The sequence below is a fragment of the Paenibacillus sp. fava2 genome, from assembly GCF_058313675.1.
In genome coordinates this window covers 820,210-838,213 of the sequence record NZ_CM177755.1, presented here as the reverse complement: position 1 = coordinate 838,213, position 18,004 = coordinate 820,210, and the positions used below count along the sequence as shown (strand labels likewise).

The 18,004-nt window shown below is 48.1% G+C and carries 14 protein-coding genes; 1 reads left to right on the top strand and 13 read right to left on the bottom strand.

Annotated elements, in window-relative coordinates; genetic code table 11:
• Positions 1-41: 41 nt before the first annotated feature.
• The 9 genes from AC4G46_RS03745 to AC4G46_RS03705 all read right to left on the bottom strand — a co-directional run bounded on the left by AC4G46_RS03745 (position 42) and on the right by AC4G46_RS03705 (position 11,432).
• The gene (locus AC4G46_RS03745; protein ID WP_491126752.1) at positions 42-2,144 is read right to left on the bottom strand and encodes a CAP and S-layer homology domain-containing protein; all 2,103 of its coding nucleotides are present in this window, start codon (positions 2,142-2,144) and stop codon (positions 42-44) included.
• Positions 2,145-2,331: 187 nt separating this feature from the next.
• On the bottom strand, positions 2,332-3,603 hold the full coding sequence (locus AC4G46_RS03740) for a carbohydrate-binding domain-containing protein (protein WP_491126751.1): 1,272 nt from the start codon (positions 3,601-3,603) through the stop codon (positions 2,332-2,334).
• A gap of 144 nt (positions 3,604-3,747) precedes the next feature.
• Positions 3,748-4,626 carry a hypothetical protein gene (locus AC4G46_RS03735; protein ID WP_491126750.1) on the bottom strand — a complete coding sequence of 293 codons (879 nt, stop codon included), beginning with the start codon at positions 4,624-4,626 and terminating at the stop codon, positions 3,748-3,750.
• A gap of 180 nt (positions 4,627-4,806) precedes the next feature.
• Positions 4,807-7,371 carry an EAL domain-containing protein gene (locus tag AC4G46_RS03730; protein ID WP_491126749.1) on the bottom strand — a complete coding sequence of 855 codons (2,565 nt, stop codon included), beginning with the start codon at positions 7,369-7,371 and terminating at the stop codon, positions 4,807-4,809.
• Between the two features lie 182 nt (positions 7,372-7,553).
• Positions 7,554-8,348 (bottom strand): hypothetical protein, encoded by a 795-nt coding sequence (locus AC4G46_RS03725; protein ID WP_491126748.1) that lies wholly within the window; start codon positions 8,346-8,348, stop codon positions 7,554-7,556.
• A 155-nt stretch (positions 8,349-8,503) separates the two neighbouring features.
• On the bottom strand, positions 8,504-9,607 hold the full coding sequence (locus AC4G46_RS03720; protein WP_491126747.1) for a slipin family protein: 1,104 nt from the start codon (positions 9,605-9,607) through the stop codon (positions 8,504-8,506).
• Between the two features lie 670 nt (positions 9,608-10,277).
• Positions 10,278-10,718, bottom strand: a complete 441-nt coding sequence (locus tag AC4G46_RS03715; protein WP_491126746.1) for a DUF1385 domain-containing protein — start codon at positions 10,716-10,718, stop codon at positions 10,278-10,280.
• Positions 10,718-10,918 carry a hypothetical protein gene (locus AC4G46_RS03710; RefSeq protein ID WP_491126745.1) on the bottom strand — a complete coding sequence of 67 codons (201 nt, stop codon included), beginning with the start codon at positions 10,916-10,918 and terminating at the stop codon, positions 10,718-10,720. Before AC4G46_RS03710 ends, AC4G46_RS03715 begins: the two co-directional genes overlap by 1 nt.
• A gap of 16 nt (positions 10,919-10,934) precedes the next feature.
• Positions 10,935-11,432 carry a hypothetical protein gene (locus tag AC4G46_RS03705; protein WP_491126744.1) on the bottom strand — a complete coding sequence of 166 codons (498 nt, stop codon included), beginning with the start codon at positions 11,430-11,432 and terminating at the stop codon, positions 10,935-10,937.
• A gap of 199 nt (positions 11,433-11,631) precedes the next feature.
• Between AC4G46_RS03705 and AC4G46_RS03700 the strand changes: the two genes are divergently transcribed.
• A complete protein-coding gene (locus AC4G46_RS03700; protein ID WP_221800414.1) occupies positions 11,632-11,859 on the top strand; it encodes a helix-turn-helix domain-containing protein in 228 nt (75 codons plus the stop codon).
• 109 nt (positions 11,860-11,968) lie between these two features.
• On the opposite strand, the gene AC4G46_RS03695 is transcribed toward AC4G46_RS03700, so the two are convergent.
• From AC4G46_RS03695 to AC4G46_RS03680, 4 genes are all read right to left on the bottom strand, one after another.
• Positions 11,969-14,383, bottom strand: coding sequence for a DUF2357 domain-containing protein (locus AC4G46_RS03695; protein WP_491126743.1), 2,415 nt, complete (start codon positions 14,381-14,383; stop codon positions 11,969-11,971).
• A complete protein-coding gene (locus AC4G46_RS03690; protein ID WP_491126742.1) occupies positions 14,355-16,607 on the bottom strand; it encodes an MrcB family domain-containing protein in 2,253 nt (750 codons plus the stop codon). Before AC4G46_RS03690 ends, AC4G46_RS03695 begins: the two co-directional genes overlap by 29 nt.
• A 17-nt stretch (positions 16,608-16,624) precedes the next feature.
• Positions 16,625-17,320, bottom strand: coding sequence for a nuclease-related domain-containing protein (locus AC4G46_RS03685; RefSeq protein ID WP_491126741.1), 696 nt, complete (start codon positions 17,318-17,320; stop codon positions 16,625-16,627).
• A gap of 146 nt (positions 17,321-17,466) precedes the next feature.
• On the bottom strand, positions 17,467-17,964 hold the full coding sequence (locus AC4G46_RS03680) for a hypothetical protein (RefSeq protein WP_491126740.1): 498 nt from the start codon (positions 17,962-17,964) through the stop codon (positions 17,467-17,469).
• Positions 17,965-18,004: the final 40 nt, after the last annotated feature.

The window sequence follows — 18,004 nt, the reverse complement described above, 5'->3', positions numbered from 1 at the left end:
AGAATAGCAGGGTAGCCGCAGAGGTAGGTCATGAACACAACTTAGCTGTTGTATGAAGCGGAATAATGATACTTATTCATCGTCTTATATTGTATATTCAGATAAAAGCTGCCTTTGGGCGTTTTCAGATACAAATTCAATCCATCCTGCTCATAGGGCCCGCAGTCTAACTGGAATCTTCCTTCGCTGTCTAAGGTTACCGTCACCTCTGGCAGCATCTTCCGGGGTTTGGCCTGTGTCTGCATACTCACCTTGAGCGTTTGGCCCGCAAATTGGGCGAATTTCCCCTTTAGAGTGAGTGTACGGTCTTCATGGAATTTCGCAAAGAATGTCCGGTCTTCTAATGTAACCGGCTCAACATACACTTCCCTGGGAGGAAGTTCCGGCAGACTGGAGGCTGGCGTTGCACTGACCGGCCGTCCCCGCAAATCACTGAGCTTAGGACGCAAATAGTGAAGGATTTGAGCAGCCTCAACACGGGTAATCCCCTTATCCCCCTGATAGCCCGAGAGTGAAAGCTCTGTTTCACATCTGACATAATCCCTGCCAAGCACGAGCTTCACAGCGTCATTGCCTTTGAAATTCAGCCCGTCTGCTGCAGCAATAATCTCGGCGATCTTCAACCGGGTGATCCGGCTATCCTTTGCGTACGGATTGGACAATCCGCCGAGCGGGAAATTACGGTCCTTGGCAATACGATAAGCTGCGTCAGCCCAATGCTTGGTTGTGGCAGGCTGATAAGCTTCGATATGGATATTATAAGCTCTTAGCAGCATAGTCCAGAACTCAGCCTCGCTTACTGCTGCCTCAGGTTTAAAAAGCCCTTTTCCTGCTTCGGTCATAATGCCTGCCTGAAGTGCCCACTCAATAGCCGGCAGTGCCTGGTTTCCCTTAATGTCTGTCAGCTTGCCCGCGTCGGCTGCAGGGTAGACCTTTGTTTTCCACTTAGGGTATACCTTTACTTTGACCTGTGAAGATATGGCCCCTGAAGATACGGTGAGAATATAATCTCCTGATTTGACACCCGTTATCGCACCGCTTGCCGAGACATTCAGTCCGTTCTTCTGGTTAACCGCGTATTTAACCTCATTACCCGGCAGCATCTCAGTTGTCCCATCATCATAGCTGCCTTCAATATGGAGCTGGAACTGTCCACCTTCATTTATCACGATTTCCTTATACCCTGGCATCAGCTGCGTTAGAGCATGTCCCTTTCCGGTTCTAAAAGACCATACCTTTTCCAAGGTATCCACAGAGCCATCCACCTGATATTTAAGCGATACAGTATATCTGTGGTGCCCCTTTAATACGGTTTTAGGGAAAATATATAAATCATCCCCTCTAACTTCCTCATAATAAGGAACCTCTGCCCCCGTCTCATCAGTTAAGACTGCCGTATGCGAAGTCATGTCTTTATCGGTTTTGGCAGATATAATATAACCAGAGTATTCGGCAGCAAACTGGGCCAGCGGATCCGGAATTTCCCCTCCATAGAATCCGACAGGAACATCCGGCTGCTGATCATAGGGGTACACAGCAATCCCCACCTTGGGCTGCTCGCTCATTCCAGGACCTCCCGCATCCAATACCGCCGTCCCCCCGATGAGCGCAAATCCAATTTCGGTGTAACCGGGGTCTAATATAATGGCACGGTGATAAGCGGTATCGAGCCAGCCTTGAATAGCAGCCGTACTGCTTTTTTGACCAAAATGCATAACCTCTCCGTAGGAGTATCCCCGCTTGCCCGGGTCCCAGCCGGCCGCAAGCATCCGTTCCAATGCCGATTTCCCCGTATATCCGGGCTTTCCCGAAATTTCAGAATGGGCACTAAGACCAGGCAGATCTGCCTGATTGGCGTTGTAAAATTCAGCATGCGCGATGGCTGCCGTGTTAATAGCTGCATTCAATCGAACAGGCGGAACACCGGCGCGGGTGCGCACCTCGTTAAGGAAGTTCAGGGCTTCCTGCTGGTCTGAAGTATAACTGGCTCCCTCAACTGCATCTGCTGCCACAGCAGTACCGGTTGAACTGAATAACCCGGTACTTACAATTCCGGTGAGCAGGACGAAGATAAATGCAGCCTGCAACAAGTGCATAAGCTGTCCGCCAACTGCCCGATTCCGCTTTTTTCTGACAAATATCATATTGATCCCCCTTTTTATAACTATAATCATTCGCTCAATTTGCATATTTTTCCTTTAATATGATCAAAAAAAGCGCCTGGGAGACCCTAATTAATAGGAATCTCTCAGACGCTTTTGTAGTGAAGGTTATATATTCAGGACAATGATCTGCCTAAGCAAGGTCATTGTATTGGCCACGGCTCCTATACTAATGCCCCATCCCGCCACCGCCGCTAGCGCCACCCCGGAATCCGCCGCCACCGCCTCCGCGTGACAAGGTGATTTCAGTGATCTGTTCGCCGTTAACCGTGACCGTGCCGCCGTTCAATTCAGCTGTACCATCCGCATCAAAAGCGGAAGTGGCTTCTACATCAATAACGCCGCCATTAATATAAAGATTACCGTTCGAGTCAAAAGCATCCGTGTCACCGCTGCCCATGCTCACTTTAATCGTACCGCCGTTGACTTCAATGGACGCATTATCGTTCACTTTTGGCGTGGCATTGATTCCGTCATCCGTCGCATATACTGTGATCTGGCCGTCATTCACAATAATATTATTGCCCTCAATCCCTTCCACAGCGGTCTCAATAGTAATGGTGCCGCCATCGATCTGCACAAGGTTACCCGCCGTAATCGCATCATCCGCAGCGGTGATGTTTAAAGTGCCGCCTTCAATATAGATATTCCCGAGGGTAGTGTCTTCCTCATTTTCGCTATGCAGCGCATCCTTACCGGTATCGATGGTAACCGTTCCATCGCTAATCAGAATGGCATCGTTCGCTTCCAGTGCATCTGCGGAGGACTGAATGGTATACACCCCTCCGGTGATTTTGAGATCATCCTTGGAAGAGATACCGTTGCCTTGAGCCGACACAATATCCAGGCTTCCGGTTCCGTTCAGGGTCACATCGGCTCTGGAGAAAATCACCGCATCCAGATTGGTCTCCCCATCCGCCACATAGCTTCCGGTAACCTCCATATGGTTCTCACTGTCAGTGGAGGTAACGAACACTTTATCCGCTGCTTTTACATAAATGGCAGGTGAATCCGTATTGGTTATGCTAACACCGTCCAGAACGATTTGAATTTTCGCTTCTTCAGCTGCTTCTACGGTTACCGTCACATTGTCCACATCGCCGCTTAAGACATATACGCCTTCCTCACTCAGAGTCACATCCTGATTGCTTACCAGGTTCATCTGTGTTGCAGCTGTTAGATCCGCGGTCTGTTCCAGATCCCGGTCACTGAATAAGGCCGATGTGCCGGTAGAAGTTGTGGTAGTGGCAGCGGCAGCTTCTGTGGATGAGGTTGTCCCGGAAGAAGCGGTAGAGCCTGCCGTCTGCGTAGCCGCTGCTTGTGTACTTGTAACAACAGCTGCGCTGCTGTTCTGCGCGTTCGAGCATCCCACGACGGATAAACTCAGTAACGCGGCAAACGTTATGGCTTTTATGCTGATAAGACTGTTGTTTTTCATCATTGAACACTCCTTGTATAATCAGTTGCAATCGTCACTTTTATTATGCAAAAAGCACTATTGCCTTCTGGCTTATACAAAGCATAATACACATACCTTTAACCAAACTTAAATGGGAAAAACCGCTCTTCCCGCACCGGTCCGGATTTAAATGACAGGCTGAATTTTTTTGGTAGGCTGCGGGCCGGGGCCATTTTTAGCCCAGTAAATAACGTAGTAAATAGTGCTGGAATAGCTGGTGGTCGCTGCATAGTTAACATTCTGGTAGGAGCTCTCATTAGTCCACACTTTATATCCCGGAGAAGTATAATTCCAGCGCATCGGGCTGTTTCCCGCCGGTTTATGCGTCCAGTCGCTGCCCGAAGTATCGCCCTTCATAAAATGATAGTCATTGCTTCCCTTGCGGACCGCAACCACCTTCTGGTAATACGCAAGGGAGGCCGGCTTCGCCGTTGTCTTGTATCCCCAATAGCCTAGAGCATCCAGGTCACTGACTGTCAGATCTGCTATTTCTGAAACACCCATGCTTAAGGAAAAGCTTTTCCCGGAATGATAGCCGGGGTCTTTATACACCTGGTTGCCTATGGCATACCCGTAACAATTATAGTATCTGTAGTTATCCGACCAGGCCCCGATTACTGTACTATCCTGCAGCGTATAGCTGGCCAGAGCAGCAAAGCTTCTTACAGCAACGCCGGGTTCACCGGAGATTGTCAATATATTCTGGGCCAGCTCCACCAGCTTCGTGTAATTATACGGGATATGGTCGGCCGTTGTGATCCCGCGCTCAATATCCGTTACAACGTCTTTCACTGCATTACGTGTGTATTCATCCTTTTCCAGGCCTTCAGGCAGCTGGAGTCCGTTCTCAAGCAGAGTATCCAGCAGATCATCGCTGTTTAACTGCGTCAGCTTCTCCAATGCAACCGGGTTGCTGTCTGCGCTCACTGCAGGTGCCGGTATTGCAATCGTATGTAACAGAAAGAATGCCATCACCAAAGAAAACGCTTTTACAATTTTCTTCAACGTATTCCCTCCTAAACTATTTTCTCAGCAGACCACGTATCATTCTCCGCCGAAATCGGTTAACCCGGCTCACCTCCCAGCTATAAGTATACACAGAATAGAAATGGATGTAATAGTTTTAAGAGATTATCCATAATTGAATATATATGTTAAAAAATCAGAGAATGGCATCAGCGGCTCTCATGAAGCAGGAAAAGGCTTCATCTCTAACAAAATGGGCTCTATTTCTGACGCAGGCATCGGCTTATAAAAGAAGTACCCTTGGATTTCATCGCACTTATTCTGGTCAAAAAAGGCAAATTGCTCTCCCGTTTCTACACCCTCGGCAATGACATGAAGCTTCAGGTTTTTGGCCAGCTGAATGATCGTCTTGGCTATAGCCTTATCATCGTCGCCTGTGGAAATGCCGCGAACAAACTGCATATCAATTTTGATCCGGTCTACGGGCAAAGTCTTTAATCTGCTTAATGAAGAATACCCGGAACCAAAATCATCAATGGAGATGCTGACACCCATCTCCTTCAGTGCATGAAGCACCTCTATAATATAGTCATCTCCGTCAGCGGCAGCACTTTCAGTGACCTCAAGTTCCAGCCACTCCGGCTCAAGGCCGGTCTCACCGAGTGTCCGCTCAACAATGCTGAGCAGGTTCCGGTCCTGGAACTGGACCATCGACAGGTTCACCGCCATGCGTATCCCCAGCACTCCCAGCGCCTGCCACTCCTTCATCTGCCGGCATGCGGTTTCAAGCACCCACTTGCCGATGGGAAGAATCAGCCCGGTCTGCTCAGCCAGGGGTATAAAGGCAGCCGGAGAAATCATGCCCAGCTCCGGGTTATTCCAACGGACCAGCGCTTCGAGACCCACGATTTCTTTGGTCTGCACACTCATCTGCGGCTGGTAGTAAAGAACAAGCTCATTTCGTTCCAGCGCCCGGTACAGGCTGTTTGTAAGCAGTGTTTTCTCCAATACCTCCTGCTTCATGGCTGATGAGCATAGGGCGTACTGATTTTTGCCTTTTTCTTTGGCAGCGTACATCGCCAGATCGGCATTCCGGATCAGCTCTTCTGTACTTTCACCATCTCCAGGGTAGACCGCGATCCCTGCACTGGCCGTAATAAAAAATTCCTGGCCTTTGACAATCATGGGCCGCGCAATCGCTTGAATAATGGCTTCAGCAATAACCCCGATCTCTTCTATCTTCTCTATTTCGGCCAGCTTGATCAGAAACTCATCTCCGCCAAAACGGGACACCATATCCCGTTCACCCAAACACCCGGCTATTCTGCCGGTCACCTCTTTCAGCATCTCATCTCCGCCGAGGTGTCCTATTGTGTCATTCACATTTTTAAAGGAATCCAAATCTATAAAAAGAACACCGATAGGCTTACCGTTCTCACCGGCAGACCCAATACTCTCTTCCAGCTTATTCTTGAACAATGTATGGTTCGCAGACCCTGTCAGAGCATCATAATACGCCATGTAGCTGATGTCCTCAAGACGTTGGATGTACACCCGGTTAACAAAATAGGCCAGCCAAAGGGTGATGCCCAGAATGCCGATCCTGGCCAGATAATCCGATCCGTCCACCCGGACCATCGCTTCCGGCATTCTCACCCATATATAGATTTGCGTAATTAGAATGGCTATCCCTATCCAAAGGATCATTAGCCGTTTGTTAAACAGAACCGACAGGATCACAATAATGAACGGAGCCGCCCATACGGTAATACTTGCAGAATTGACAAAGTTGAGCGCAATCAGCAGGATTGAGGCCAGCATGCTGATAATGAATACGAATTCCTTAACATCGGCTTTAACCGGTATATGTTTAATAATCGTTAATACCAGGCCGGTGACAAAAAAGAAAAGACTGAATAACAGAATAGAGCCAAACCGGGGAGGCTGCTGATTAAAAAAGTACTGCGACGCAAAATTCAGCATTCCGCCGATAACGTAGACAAAAGACATAATTTTAATGAATCGGTCCATGTTGACATCACTTAAGATTTTGCCAGGCTCAGCTCTTCCGTTTTTGCCCAGCCCCATGAGCCCATACCGCCTGATCGCATAGAACATTGCCGTTGTCGGGAGCAGCACAATGACCGGCGCCAGCTGAGGTATTTTAACAGATGCATATGTGTTCATAATTACGTCTGTTAGAGTACCTATTATCATGGCCAGACTGTAGGACAGCATGAAGAGATAGCCCTGCTTTTTCTTAACCGGATCCTTCGACCTTCTTGCCCAATTCCAGAGCAGCAGCAGACCCACAGTGGTAAAGCAAATATAGTACAGGTTAAAATAAACATCCCCCCAGCCGCCGGCAGAAATGTTAACCCATCCGGTTGACGTATAGATTAGCTTGTACTGCTCCTTTGCAGAGTCACTATAACCAAATGCAAAAACATTCACTGCGGCCGGAAGATACAGAAGCACATAAATCCATTTCTTTTTCAGCACTGCCGTTCTTTCGGTCAGAATCAGAAAAAAATGCAGCAGTAAGCTGTACACAGTGCCATAGCCGAGTGAAGCCAGTCTGCGCCAAAGAATCGCCGACTCATAATCCGGTGCAGAATTAGTAATTGAAAAACAAAAGGACCAGATGGAAAGGGACAGACAGGCTAGACAATAGAGCCGGTTTAGCTTGCTGCCGGTATTAAGGGACAGAATATACATCCCCAGAATGAAATAAATAGCGAAGCCAACAAATAAAATTAATGAATACATATAGGATAACGTCATGATGGGCCCCTCCATGATTTCCGGTAGATGATCTACATCTAAGAGAAAACGCACAGTGATACTATATACCTATATTTCGGCAGAAATGTGAAGTTCTTTTAGCCATAATTCCATACGAAAGACCCCTCCAATCCAAGGAAGGGTCTTAACACCGGCATTTCTTATCAACTACCGCAGTGCATTTACATAAACGCACCAAAATAAAACTCTACCGCCTCCTGAGCGTACCCGTCATCCCCCTGCCACTCCGCCATCGAGTTGTAATCCGAGCTCCCGCCTCTGCGCTTCCGGGGTGTATCACCCGGCACCAGCAGTCCGGCATAGCCCCAGATCTCCATCAGCACATCCCGCTCATTCTTACTGGACGGAACTACTCCCTTCCACCGCTTCTCCAGCATCCGCGCACTATCATGGTCTGCGCAAGCTTTAATCGCTTCGAGCATTCCGGTGAGTATGGCAACATCCTCAGCAGTACTCTCCAAAGGGGCTTCCTTACTGAATAATTCAAGATCCAGCCAGCAATATAAAAGCCAATTCAGGCGAATCCCGCCCCACTTGACCCGTTCGAAATTCAAAACATTCAAATCTGCATTGTTATAGTCGCGGCCCGACATTAATCCTTGAAAATTGCAATCCCCGCAGCTGCTGTAATTCGGCCGTACCACACTCCGCTGCTCATAGGTATGCACAGGCAGACGGGAAGTCAGCGCCCAGCTTGAGAGGGCACTGCGCAGATGGACTTTTTTCGTAGAGAGACTATGCAGAAAAGCGGCAGCTACCCGCTCCCTGGTAATCGTCTGGTGCAGCTCATGCAGCCGTAAGATGATCTCATCGTGAGTGATGGTTACGGGATCGAACATCAGCCCCTGGACTTTGGCATATTCGAAATCCTCACCGGCAAAAGCACCCGGAGTGCCCTTCCAGCCGGCTGAAGACCAGAAGGTATTCATTAGAATCTTTTTCGCTTTCTTGTCCATGCTGTCCCTCCTTGGGTTTGGCTAAATTAACAATAAAAGCTTAGTTCTATAGTATCTATGTTATTAACTGTTTGCAAAAATACCAGACTCAGCCGAAGCCCGGGCCCCTGTTCATTCTCTCTGTCTGCAAAAGAAATAGACCGCCACATAGCGGTCTACTTATTAACACTGACAAGCGAGCTTAACCGCTCGAGGAGGTCGCCGCCGCCTGTTACCGAGATCGAGCCGATTTTGTCGCAGATCTTCTCAAGGAATTCCAGCTCCTTCAGCCGGAACAGCGTCTGATTCTCGTCCATCAGCTTCGCCGTATTGAGCAGGCTGCGGGTCGAAGCCGTCTCTTCCCGGCGGGTGATCAGGTTCGCCTGCGCCTTCTTCTCGGCGAGCAGGACGGTGTTCAGGATGTCCTTCATTTCTCCCGGCAGAATGACGTCTTTCACGCCCGCCCCCAGGAAGCGTACCCCAAACTCTTCTCCCTTCTCCTGAATGCGGGACAGGATGAAGGAGGCCACGTCCTCCTTCTGTTTCAGAAGATCATCCAATTTCAGCGTTCCGACATTTTCCCGGAGCAGCAGCTGAAGCTGGATATGGATCTGCTCGCTGAAGGATTTCATCTCCAGCACTCGCTGCGGATTCACGATCTTGTACTGGCATACAAAGTTCAGGCGCAGCGTAACCTTATCCTCTGTCATCATCTCCTGGCCGATCAGATCCATCTGCTGCTGTCGAAGATCGACCGTCTTCGTCAGCACTGAGACCGGGCCCTTCCAGAAATAATACTTACCGGGTGCAAGCTCCCGCTTAAGCATATGATCATAGAACAGGAAGCCCAGCTCGTAGCTGGCGATTTCACTGCACTGTATATACGGAGTAAGCTTCGCTATAATCGAGCGGTCGATCCCGGCCGGAAGCTCCGGCTGCCGGATGTCCATATGCACGAAGGTATGCTTTTTCAGGAGGTTCCAATAGGCGTACACCCCCGGCTTCAGCACCTGAGCAAATTGGCCGTCCTCGTAGTGTAAAACAATCTCATGATCCTGTACCCGTACAACATCAAGCTCCCGCAGGAGTTCTTCATCCTGGATGAACAGCTGCAGATCTTTGCCCTCGACGCTAAACGGTTTGGCAATATTCAACACCGTCACCGTATGCTGTGACCAGGACAAGTACCGGTAGTTTCCCGGCAGCAGCCGTTTCACATAACTTCCCTTATGAAAGAGCAGACCGCGCTGGTCCGCTTGAATCGTGATTTGCTTCAACATATATTTTGCCCCCTTCATGTTTGACCAATGGATGACAGAACCCCGCTGCGGTCTAGGCGGAATCACGTTTGAGACAGGCGGCCTGCCGGGAGGTTCGGGGGACATTATGATTTGAAAGCTAAACCCTGCTTCAGCCAGCCCTCGTATCCTTCTATCCTTGCCCTAGCCTCCCGGCTGCCGCACTATCGGTATCCACGGATTGCAAAGCCCCTCCGCAGTGCGCTATAGTAGCCGCTTGGGATTCTGCCCCTTGGTTTCCTTACTCAGATTTTGCTCAATTGTGGCTCGATGGAAATCGAGTACTATACCAATAATCGCTCCCTAGGCGATTGGGGAATCGAACCCCAAGTGGGATTCTTACCGAAACGAACGGTACAGGATACCGTAACATACATGCCGGCACTGCGGGATCCTCTTGAGATCCCCGCCTCGTTACGCCCGCCCGGATAAGAACCAAATGTATGATGAACGCGCACGGCGTTATCAACTTGCTAAGAGGTGCAGCTGTAAAGCTACTTCTTACAGGTTTTATTTTCGCTGAAATCCGGCGGAACGAACATGGCGAAAGTATTACGACGGGAGGAAAGATTTCCAGAGGGGGAGTTTTGGGGTATAGAAAAAAGCTCAGGGGCAGGTGTGGGAAGCTGCGTTTGAGCTTTGAGGGTGGGGATTATGTATAAGGGGTATGAAGCTTCTCCAACTTCTCCAAGTGCTTCAAGCAGGCGATAGCGACCTCAATATGTTTCGTTTGCGGCTTGGAAGTGAATAACCATCTTTGCGCCAGTGCCCCAAGCCAATAAAACGGCTTCAATAGAATATTAAAGAACTTATGGTCGACCATAAAAATCTCCATACCAATAGACCAGGCGATGATAATTTTTGCTATTAACCATATTTGTATAGGGGATATAAGGATCATAACCAATACAATAAATACCGCGAGATTCGTTCCGCATTGAGGATGAACTCTGCTTTGTTGCTGAACATTAGGAACGTTTAACTTCCAGCCCCTGTCAAAGGCGTTAGCCGCCATATGTTCGGCTGCATGGAACTTCCCGGTAGCTCCAAAAATAATTTCATACAGCAGAAATACCATGCCGGCAGTTATCATTAAAGCCGGATAAATGGGAAATCAGCCAGCTTCCTGCCTATTCTTTTATATATACCTGAGCCCTCATCCGTTGTGGATTCATGTAATATCTCGTCTTCAAAATCTATACTCCCATCTGAATTGAGAGTAGCTGTTACCATATAGTGATCAGACACGAACATGACCCCATTACGGTATGCCCTTCCGCCAAGTGTATCCATTGTACAACCCCCATCATTAATCAGAAAGAACAGAAGGAGCAGTAAAAGCATTAGCAAGCTGCATACCATCCTTTAATCCTTGGAGATATAGACGTTCATAAAGAACAGAGAGCTTCAGTTGAAGCTTATCCTCCCAGTGTTCAAACTCTGGCATACGTGCAATATCCATGGAGTCAAACAACGCCTGAAACGCCTTACTCTCTTCTTCAAAAACAAGCCTTGGCTCGGATTGGTATTCGATCTGTGCGGTTACCTCATTTAATCTGCCTTGCATCGTTTGTACAAACCATGCCGGAAAGCTCACCACATCTCCTCCATCATAGAAGTTTAAACGACAAGCCTCTGAATACCGGTTCTTTTCTTGATACATCTGAACAATAAGGTCATCTACCATACGGCTCTGAGCCTGAACCGCTTCATTGCCGCTGAGTGGAATTCCTTGCTCCATTGATCTCTGTCCGAGTTCATTCAGCTTGCGTTTTTCCTCCTCGTATTTCTGACTCAAATGCTGCATTACAACCCCTCCCTTCTGGAAAAGCTATATCTGTAGACGTCATTTACTAATAAAAATCCCGAATTAGGAACGGGATACTTTGAAGAAGGACAATCAATATGTCTTCACTGTTACGCATACACGTACCATACTTGGAAATATTATACGGTACGCTTATACGTATAGTCAAGATTTAGACTCAGATAGGCGGGGAGATTCTATGGGAAAGAGAGTCATCGTAAAAATATCTCAATTAACAAAAAAGCATGGCATCTCACTAAGAGAGTTATCAAGGATATCTGATGTTAGACACGCTGCTTTGAGCGAATTAGCCAACGACAAAAGAGAAGGTATTAACTTTAATCACATTATTAGAATTGCAGAGTCTTTAAACATTAACGATATTCGAGAGATAATTGATTTGGTTGACACAGAAGATACAAATTGACCATTTTCTCAGCATCCCTCTCTCTTATGAAGCACAAAAAAGCTCCAATGTGGACGCAGTAACGCATCCATTTTGGAGCCTCCAGTATGCAATACAAGTTGCTGAATGATTATATATTCCTTACCTCCACAACCCGCCCCAAATCCACATACTCCTCATGATCCAGCCTCACCTGCACTCTGCCCTTGCGGCGCTTCTCCCGCCATTCCCGCAGTGCTTCCTCTGTTTCAAGACGGAGCTCAGCAAGCTCCAGGGCACGGTCCAGGATGTACTTACTAGTGTAGAGCACCGTATAAATCCCTTGTCCACCAAGCGCAATAGGAGCGGCCAATGGCTTCCATTCCTCAACGGTAAAGCGCACATACAGATCCTCCTCCGTACCCGGCCGACAAGGGACCTCCGTAATCTCCTTACGCCGCAGCACCTTCCAATCCGCTACCTTTCCTACCCAGTGGATGCCTGTTTTTGCAGGATCAATGAACTTTTTGCGGGATTGGCACATCGCCACGTATTCGATTTGGGTGAGTATTTTCTGACTGGCAAGATTCTTTAAAGGCATATGGTAAAAAGCTTCCCGAACCGCCACCCCCACCTGCTCCGGCCCCCGCACCGAGCCAACCAGCACATTTTTGCCCGCAAGCTGATCCGCATAATATTCTCTTGTGCCGCGTGGACGTGTGGACCGCTCATAAGCTTTTTCCGGACTGTCCCGGATAATCTCATCCAGAAATTGCTCGACCAGACCTGTGGCATTCGGCAGAAACGGCAGGGCACCGATGTTCAGCAGCTCAATGCTTTTATAGAAACGGTGGTCCTTGAACCGCTGCTCGTCAGGATAGGGAAACAGCACATACGCTCCGAACATGCTACGCTCGTATTCCCCGGAGCCTTTCTCCTGATACACAATCGCGTCCCGATAGCGGTGCATCGTGTTGATGTCGTCCTCTTCCGGCCCAGGCTGCCCGTACTTTACTTGGTAAGGAGTACCTTCGTATGCAGGATTTAAGCGGTATTTAGCATCAAAAACATACTTATACTCCTTGATCTGTCCAGCATCCTTCTTCTTCAGGGTTAGCACATTATCCGGGCGCTGACTCAGCGTTGGCGTCTTGTCCGTCCCAGGAATCGCATTATAGTACAGGATGAATTGCTCCCCGTTCACCGGGTTCTCATAGACCATCTTTGCGCTCTGTGAGCGGTCCAGTGTCACAAAAATCCCGTTCCGGTTCACCTTAATAATATCCTGCTTCACCAGCTTGTACTTCTGCCCCAGCAGCTGATTGAGCTTGAGGAAACACCAATATTCATAGAGCTGTGCAACATCCTTCATGGATAGGCGGAACAGGTCGCTTTGGATAGACAGGCCTTTGAGCAGCATGAGATAACAGCGATAGACCTCACGGTACCCGGGCGCCATCTGCAGCACCAGCGTAACGGACATCTGCTTCAACATCCCAGCCTCACGCAAAAAATCCATCTTAAGCACCCGCTCGATTTGCGTAAGCATCGAATCCAGCCTTTTGATCAGCAGAGGATCTGCGGTCCGGCTTTTCGTCTTCCAGCGGGTTTTGAGCTCCTTCAGCTTGCCATGAATACGTTCCAGCATCCAGCGGATGAACCGGTTCTCGTTCGTATCATAGGCGAGGCGCTTCCGCGTCTCCATTAAATGGGTGGCTGCGTAGCTCCGATTACCGATGGTGATGAACCCACGGTTCATGTCTTCTCTTAACCGTTCCGGATGCTTCGCGAGCTCGCGGATGTTCTCTCTTCCGGCCTTTTTAACCCTGTTGGCATCCACCAGCCGTCGGTCCTGGAGCAGCGCATAATTAGGATTTTTGTTGATCCGCTCAACGGCATCCAGAAGCTGCCTAAAGATATATTGCAGGATCGTAAAAAACTCCGTCAGGCTCTGATGCTGCGTCTCCCGCAGGCCTGTTAGCTGGTAGGTTCGGCGCAGGAAGTCGAATGCCAGATTATAAATCTGCGCATTCACCTCATTCAGAATGTTCTGGTAATCCAGCTTGTAATCCATCTTCGACGGAAAAATCTCCATCTCCACCCGCAGCAGCGGCTGCCCCTCACTCCGGATCTCCCACTCCGTCAGGCCAACCTCATTGCCAAAGCTCAGCACACCCGCGAGAAGCGATCCGCCCAGAGGCTTAACCGCCTGCCGCAGCAGCACATTATCATGGTAAAAAGAAAGCTTAACCCCCGTCTTGCTCTCAATCACCAATTCATACGACTGTGTCTCATAAAAGCATGGAAAGACCGCCTCCCCCGGCTTCCAATCCACCAGCCCGTAAGTCTCCGGGGAAAAAACCTTGATCTGCACATCCCCAAGCCGCTCAGAGCACACAAGCCCAAGCTGTGCATTCACCCACTCCTGATCGGCAGAACGATGCAGCTGCAATGCCTCCACTGTAGGATGAAAGGGCCTTCCTGACACATAAAGCGTAAAAAGCTCCGTCTCAATACGGAGCAATTCCACCGCCTGATTAAGAGAGCCAGAATGAGGTGAATCCATCTTCCTCCAGCCTCCTCAGCATATAAGCCAATTTACGCGCACTTTGCGGATGCTTGACCCCAGGCGGATTCTGCCCAGCAGCCCATCTCATATAGAGCGGAGAAGCATCCTCCGTTAGGTCCTGCACGTTTACCGCTATGCCAGCGCCGCTACCTATCGACACCTTCATCAGGTTGAGCAGAACCCGGCGCACGGAGGAATGACTACCTTGAATGCGCGGCAGAATCTTTTGCAGCAGCTGCCAGTCGAACGCCTCTTCTTCATCCATCAGGCCATAACGGTCGTTATAAATCATATAAAAGCATATCGCATCCCGTACCCGGAAGCCCACATGAGCATGAATATCCTCAAGCAGCGTATTAATCTTCACCAGTCTCTCCGTTGTCCGGACAACAAGCTCCTTGTGAGGTTCATAGGCGTCTACCAGCTGCAGATAATCCGAGCGGACAAACAGATGATTCAGCCCTGTAAGCTCAGCGGGATCACCCGCCTCCTGCCCAATCTCTTGCGGATACTGCTGCAGATTGATGTAATTGAACTCCAGGGTGTTGGCGCGGTCGAGCACTTTTTTGCTAAAAGGATGCGTCGTCTCGTCCATATTCACCGTCCCGATCAGGAACACATTCTCCGGGATGCCAAGGCCACCATAGGTTTCTTGATCGTCAGGCGTATCTAGCAAGGTAGGAGAAATAAGGTCCTGCGTCTGAATGACCCCTTCCCGCCACTCCTGCGTCTCCAGCACGCTTAACATATCACTAAAATAATGCTCCACCCGGGCCAAATTCATCTCATCCAGGCAGATAAAATAAGGCTTATGCCGATTCTCCGGCTGCCGCGCATCCACTAACACCTTCGTAATCGGACCCGGCTGGAACCTGCCCGACAGATCCTTATATCCCAGCAGATCCGCAGGATCACTCCAATCCGGCCGCACCGGAATCAAGCTAAACTGCCCATTATCCCGCGTCGCCCCCAGCGCCTCCGCAAACAGCTTCACCAGCCGCGTCTTCCCTGTGCCCGAGATGCCCGCCAGGATGACAAAGGGTTTGGCTTTTAGTGAAAGGTAGAAGTTTTCGATAAGGTGTTCAGGGAAAAAGAAGCCTTGGCGGCGGATGTGGGCTTGGATTTGGTGGAGGAAAGAAGGGATTTCGGTGTCGTCAATAGGCTCAGGTACCGATTCAATATACGCTGTCACTGGCTCTACCTCCAAGGTGCTTGCCGTTTCATTAAGTATGTGATCTTCAACATAGATTCGATAATCTTCCATTACGTTCTGTAGATCCTGTACTAATTTCTCATCTGATGGTAGCTTACCATTTTCATACTTTATATAAGCAACAGTAGATGCCTGATAATCATTCCCTCGGCCATGGCCCAAAAGCTGAATATCTTCGTCCTTATTCATATTTGTAAGAGGAATGAGCTTACGAATTTCTTGGGTTTTACTACGTAGATATGCATATTTACCCTTGCTCCCATTCTCCTTCGGTGCAGTTGTTACTCCTTGGGCAAGTGTTAGGTACACAGCACTCATATTTTCGGCAAAAAGATATACGACATATTCACCGCTTTGAGTGGTTGTAGTAATGCGTTTATCTAATATAGAAAACCAAGGCACATCGGCCCATTTCCCCTGTCCGATGGAGCCTTGAATCTTATAGTGCTCCTCATTCAGGAAAGGCAACGCCCTTAGCTCAGAAGGAATCGTCTTTCTTAATAAGGTGCCCAATGAATGATCTTTAAAGGGTTCTCTTTTGGCCTGAATGTACTGAGCCATAATATTCTCCAGGTGATTTTTCAGGGAGAATTGTTGCATTGCAGTATTATACTTATGTAGTTCTTCTATTGCTAGGTTCTCCAACTGGCGAAGGCCATCCTCCCCGATTTGATCCTTTATCTCAGGATAAAAACCAATTGAATTATCTTCTGAATCAACAAATATAACCTCTGAAAGTATTTTAACTGGTGTAGTTAATATAGAATTCAGCTGCCCTTTCGTTATCTCAGTCCATCGAGCGTGATAACGAGTAGGTGTCTCATCTACTCTATGCCCAAGGTCTTGTTGATGCATGTAGTAATCAAGAAATCGGTTCTTTACTTTATCAAGAGAAACCCTCCCTTGATCGGTAGTCTTTAGCTCTTCAATTAAGGATAAGATCAGGACCATTTTATATGATTTTTGCTTACGCTTGAATATTTGTGTAATTGCTTCTGGTAATGGCATGGAGTCCTCCAAGGTGGTTAACGATTTTTAGTAGTCGATGTAATCTTCTCTATATGGAGCTTGCGAATCTCCGAGTCTGTAATGTTAGCCTGAGTCAGTTGATCATAAATAGACTGAACCTGCACTTGAGAAAGTAATTGCTCTGGGCTCTCCGACTTTAGTCGAAGCAATTTTCTGGAGATAAATTCACTCAACTCTACATCATAAACAACAAGCTCGTAGGAATTAATTTGTCGCAGCTCTGGATCTATGCTAAATCGGCATCTCATCGTAAATGAAATAATCGATACAGATTTCAATTTAGGCATACCCTTAATAAGACTTTCAACGGCCTTGATATGGCCATAGTTTTGTTTCAGAGGATTATACATCTTGTAACGGTTGCTCACTGACCATTGTTGATCCATCCGTCCACCTCTTATTTCTCCATTGTAGTTTTTGGTTTCAATGACGAATAAGCAATACGGGGAAATAACAACATGATCAATTTGAGCGTAGCCTGTTCGAGACTTAGGATTAGGGAGTAACAAATCGCTTAACGATTTACACTCCTTAGGCAGCTGATCCAATTGGATATTAATTTTATGCTCGCCTAGCTCTCCGATCCTTGTGGCAGCGACCTTCGGCTTCGACTTGCCAGTTGGTGCCTTACGTACAGACTGGGGTGGCTCAGTATCTGACTTCCTGAAGAGAGACCATAGCGCTCTAAACATAGCAAAACCTCGTATCATCTGAATTTACAATATGTATGGTTATTCGACAAAATGGGAATGTATCCCTTCCAATCATATGCATAAGAAATAGACTGTCGCCTGGACAGTCCAAATGTGAAGTATGCGTATGCTTTAGATTTCAATATCTAATCCGAGAGAACAGAAGGAGCAGTAAAGGTATTAGCAAGCTGCATACCATCCTTTAATCCTTGGAGATAGAGACGTTCATATAGAACGGAGAGCTTCAGTTGAAGCTTATCCTCCCAGTGTTCAAACTCAGGCATACGTGCAATGTCCATGGAGTCAAACAGAGCCTGAAATGCCTTATTCTCTTCTTCAAAAACAAGTCTGGGCTCAGATTGGTATTCAATCTGTGCGGTTATCTCATTTAATCTGCCTTGCATCGTTTGTACAAACCATGCCGGAAAGCTCACCACATCTCCTCCATGACAGAAGTTTAAGCGCAAATCCTCCAGATATCGGTTCTTTTCTTGATACATCTGATTAATAAGTTCGTCTACCCTACGACTCTGAGCTTGAACCGCTTCATTGCCGCTGAGTGGAATTCCTAACTTCAGTGATCTTTGGCCAAGTTCGTTCAGCTTGCTCTTCTCCTCCTCATACTTCTGAATCAGATGCTGCATTACAACTCCTCCCCTCTGGAAAAGCTATGTTTGTAGGCGA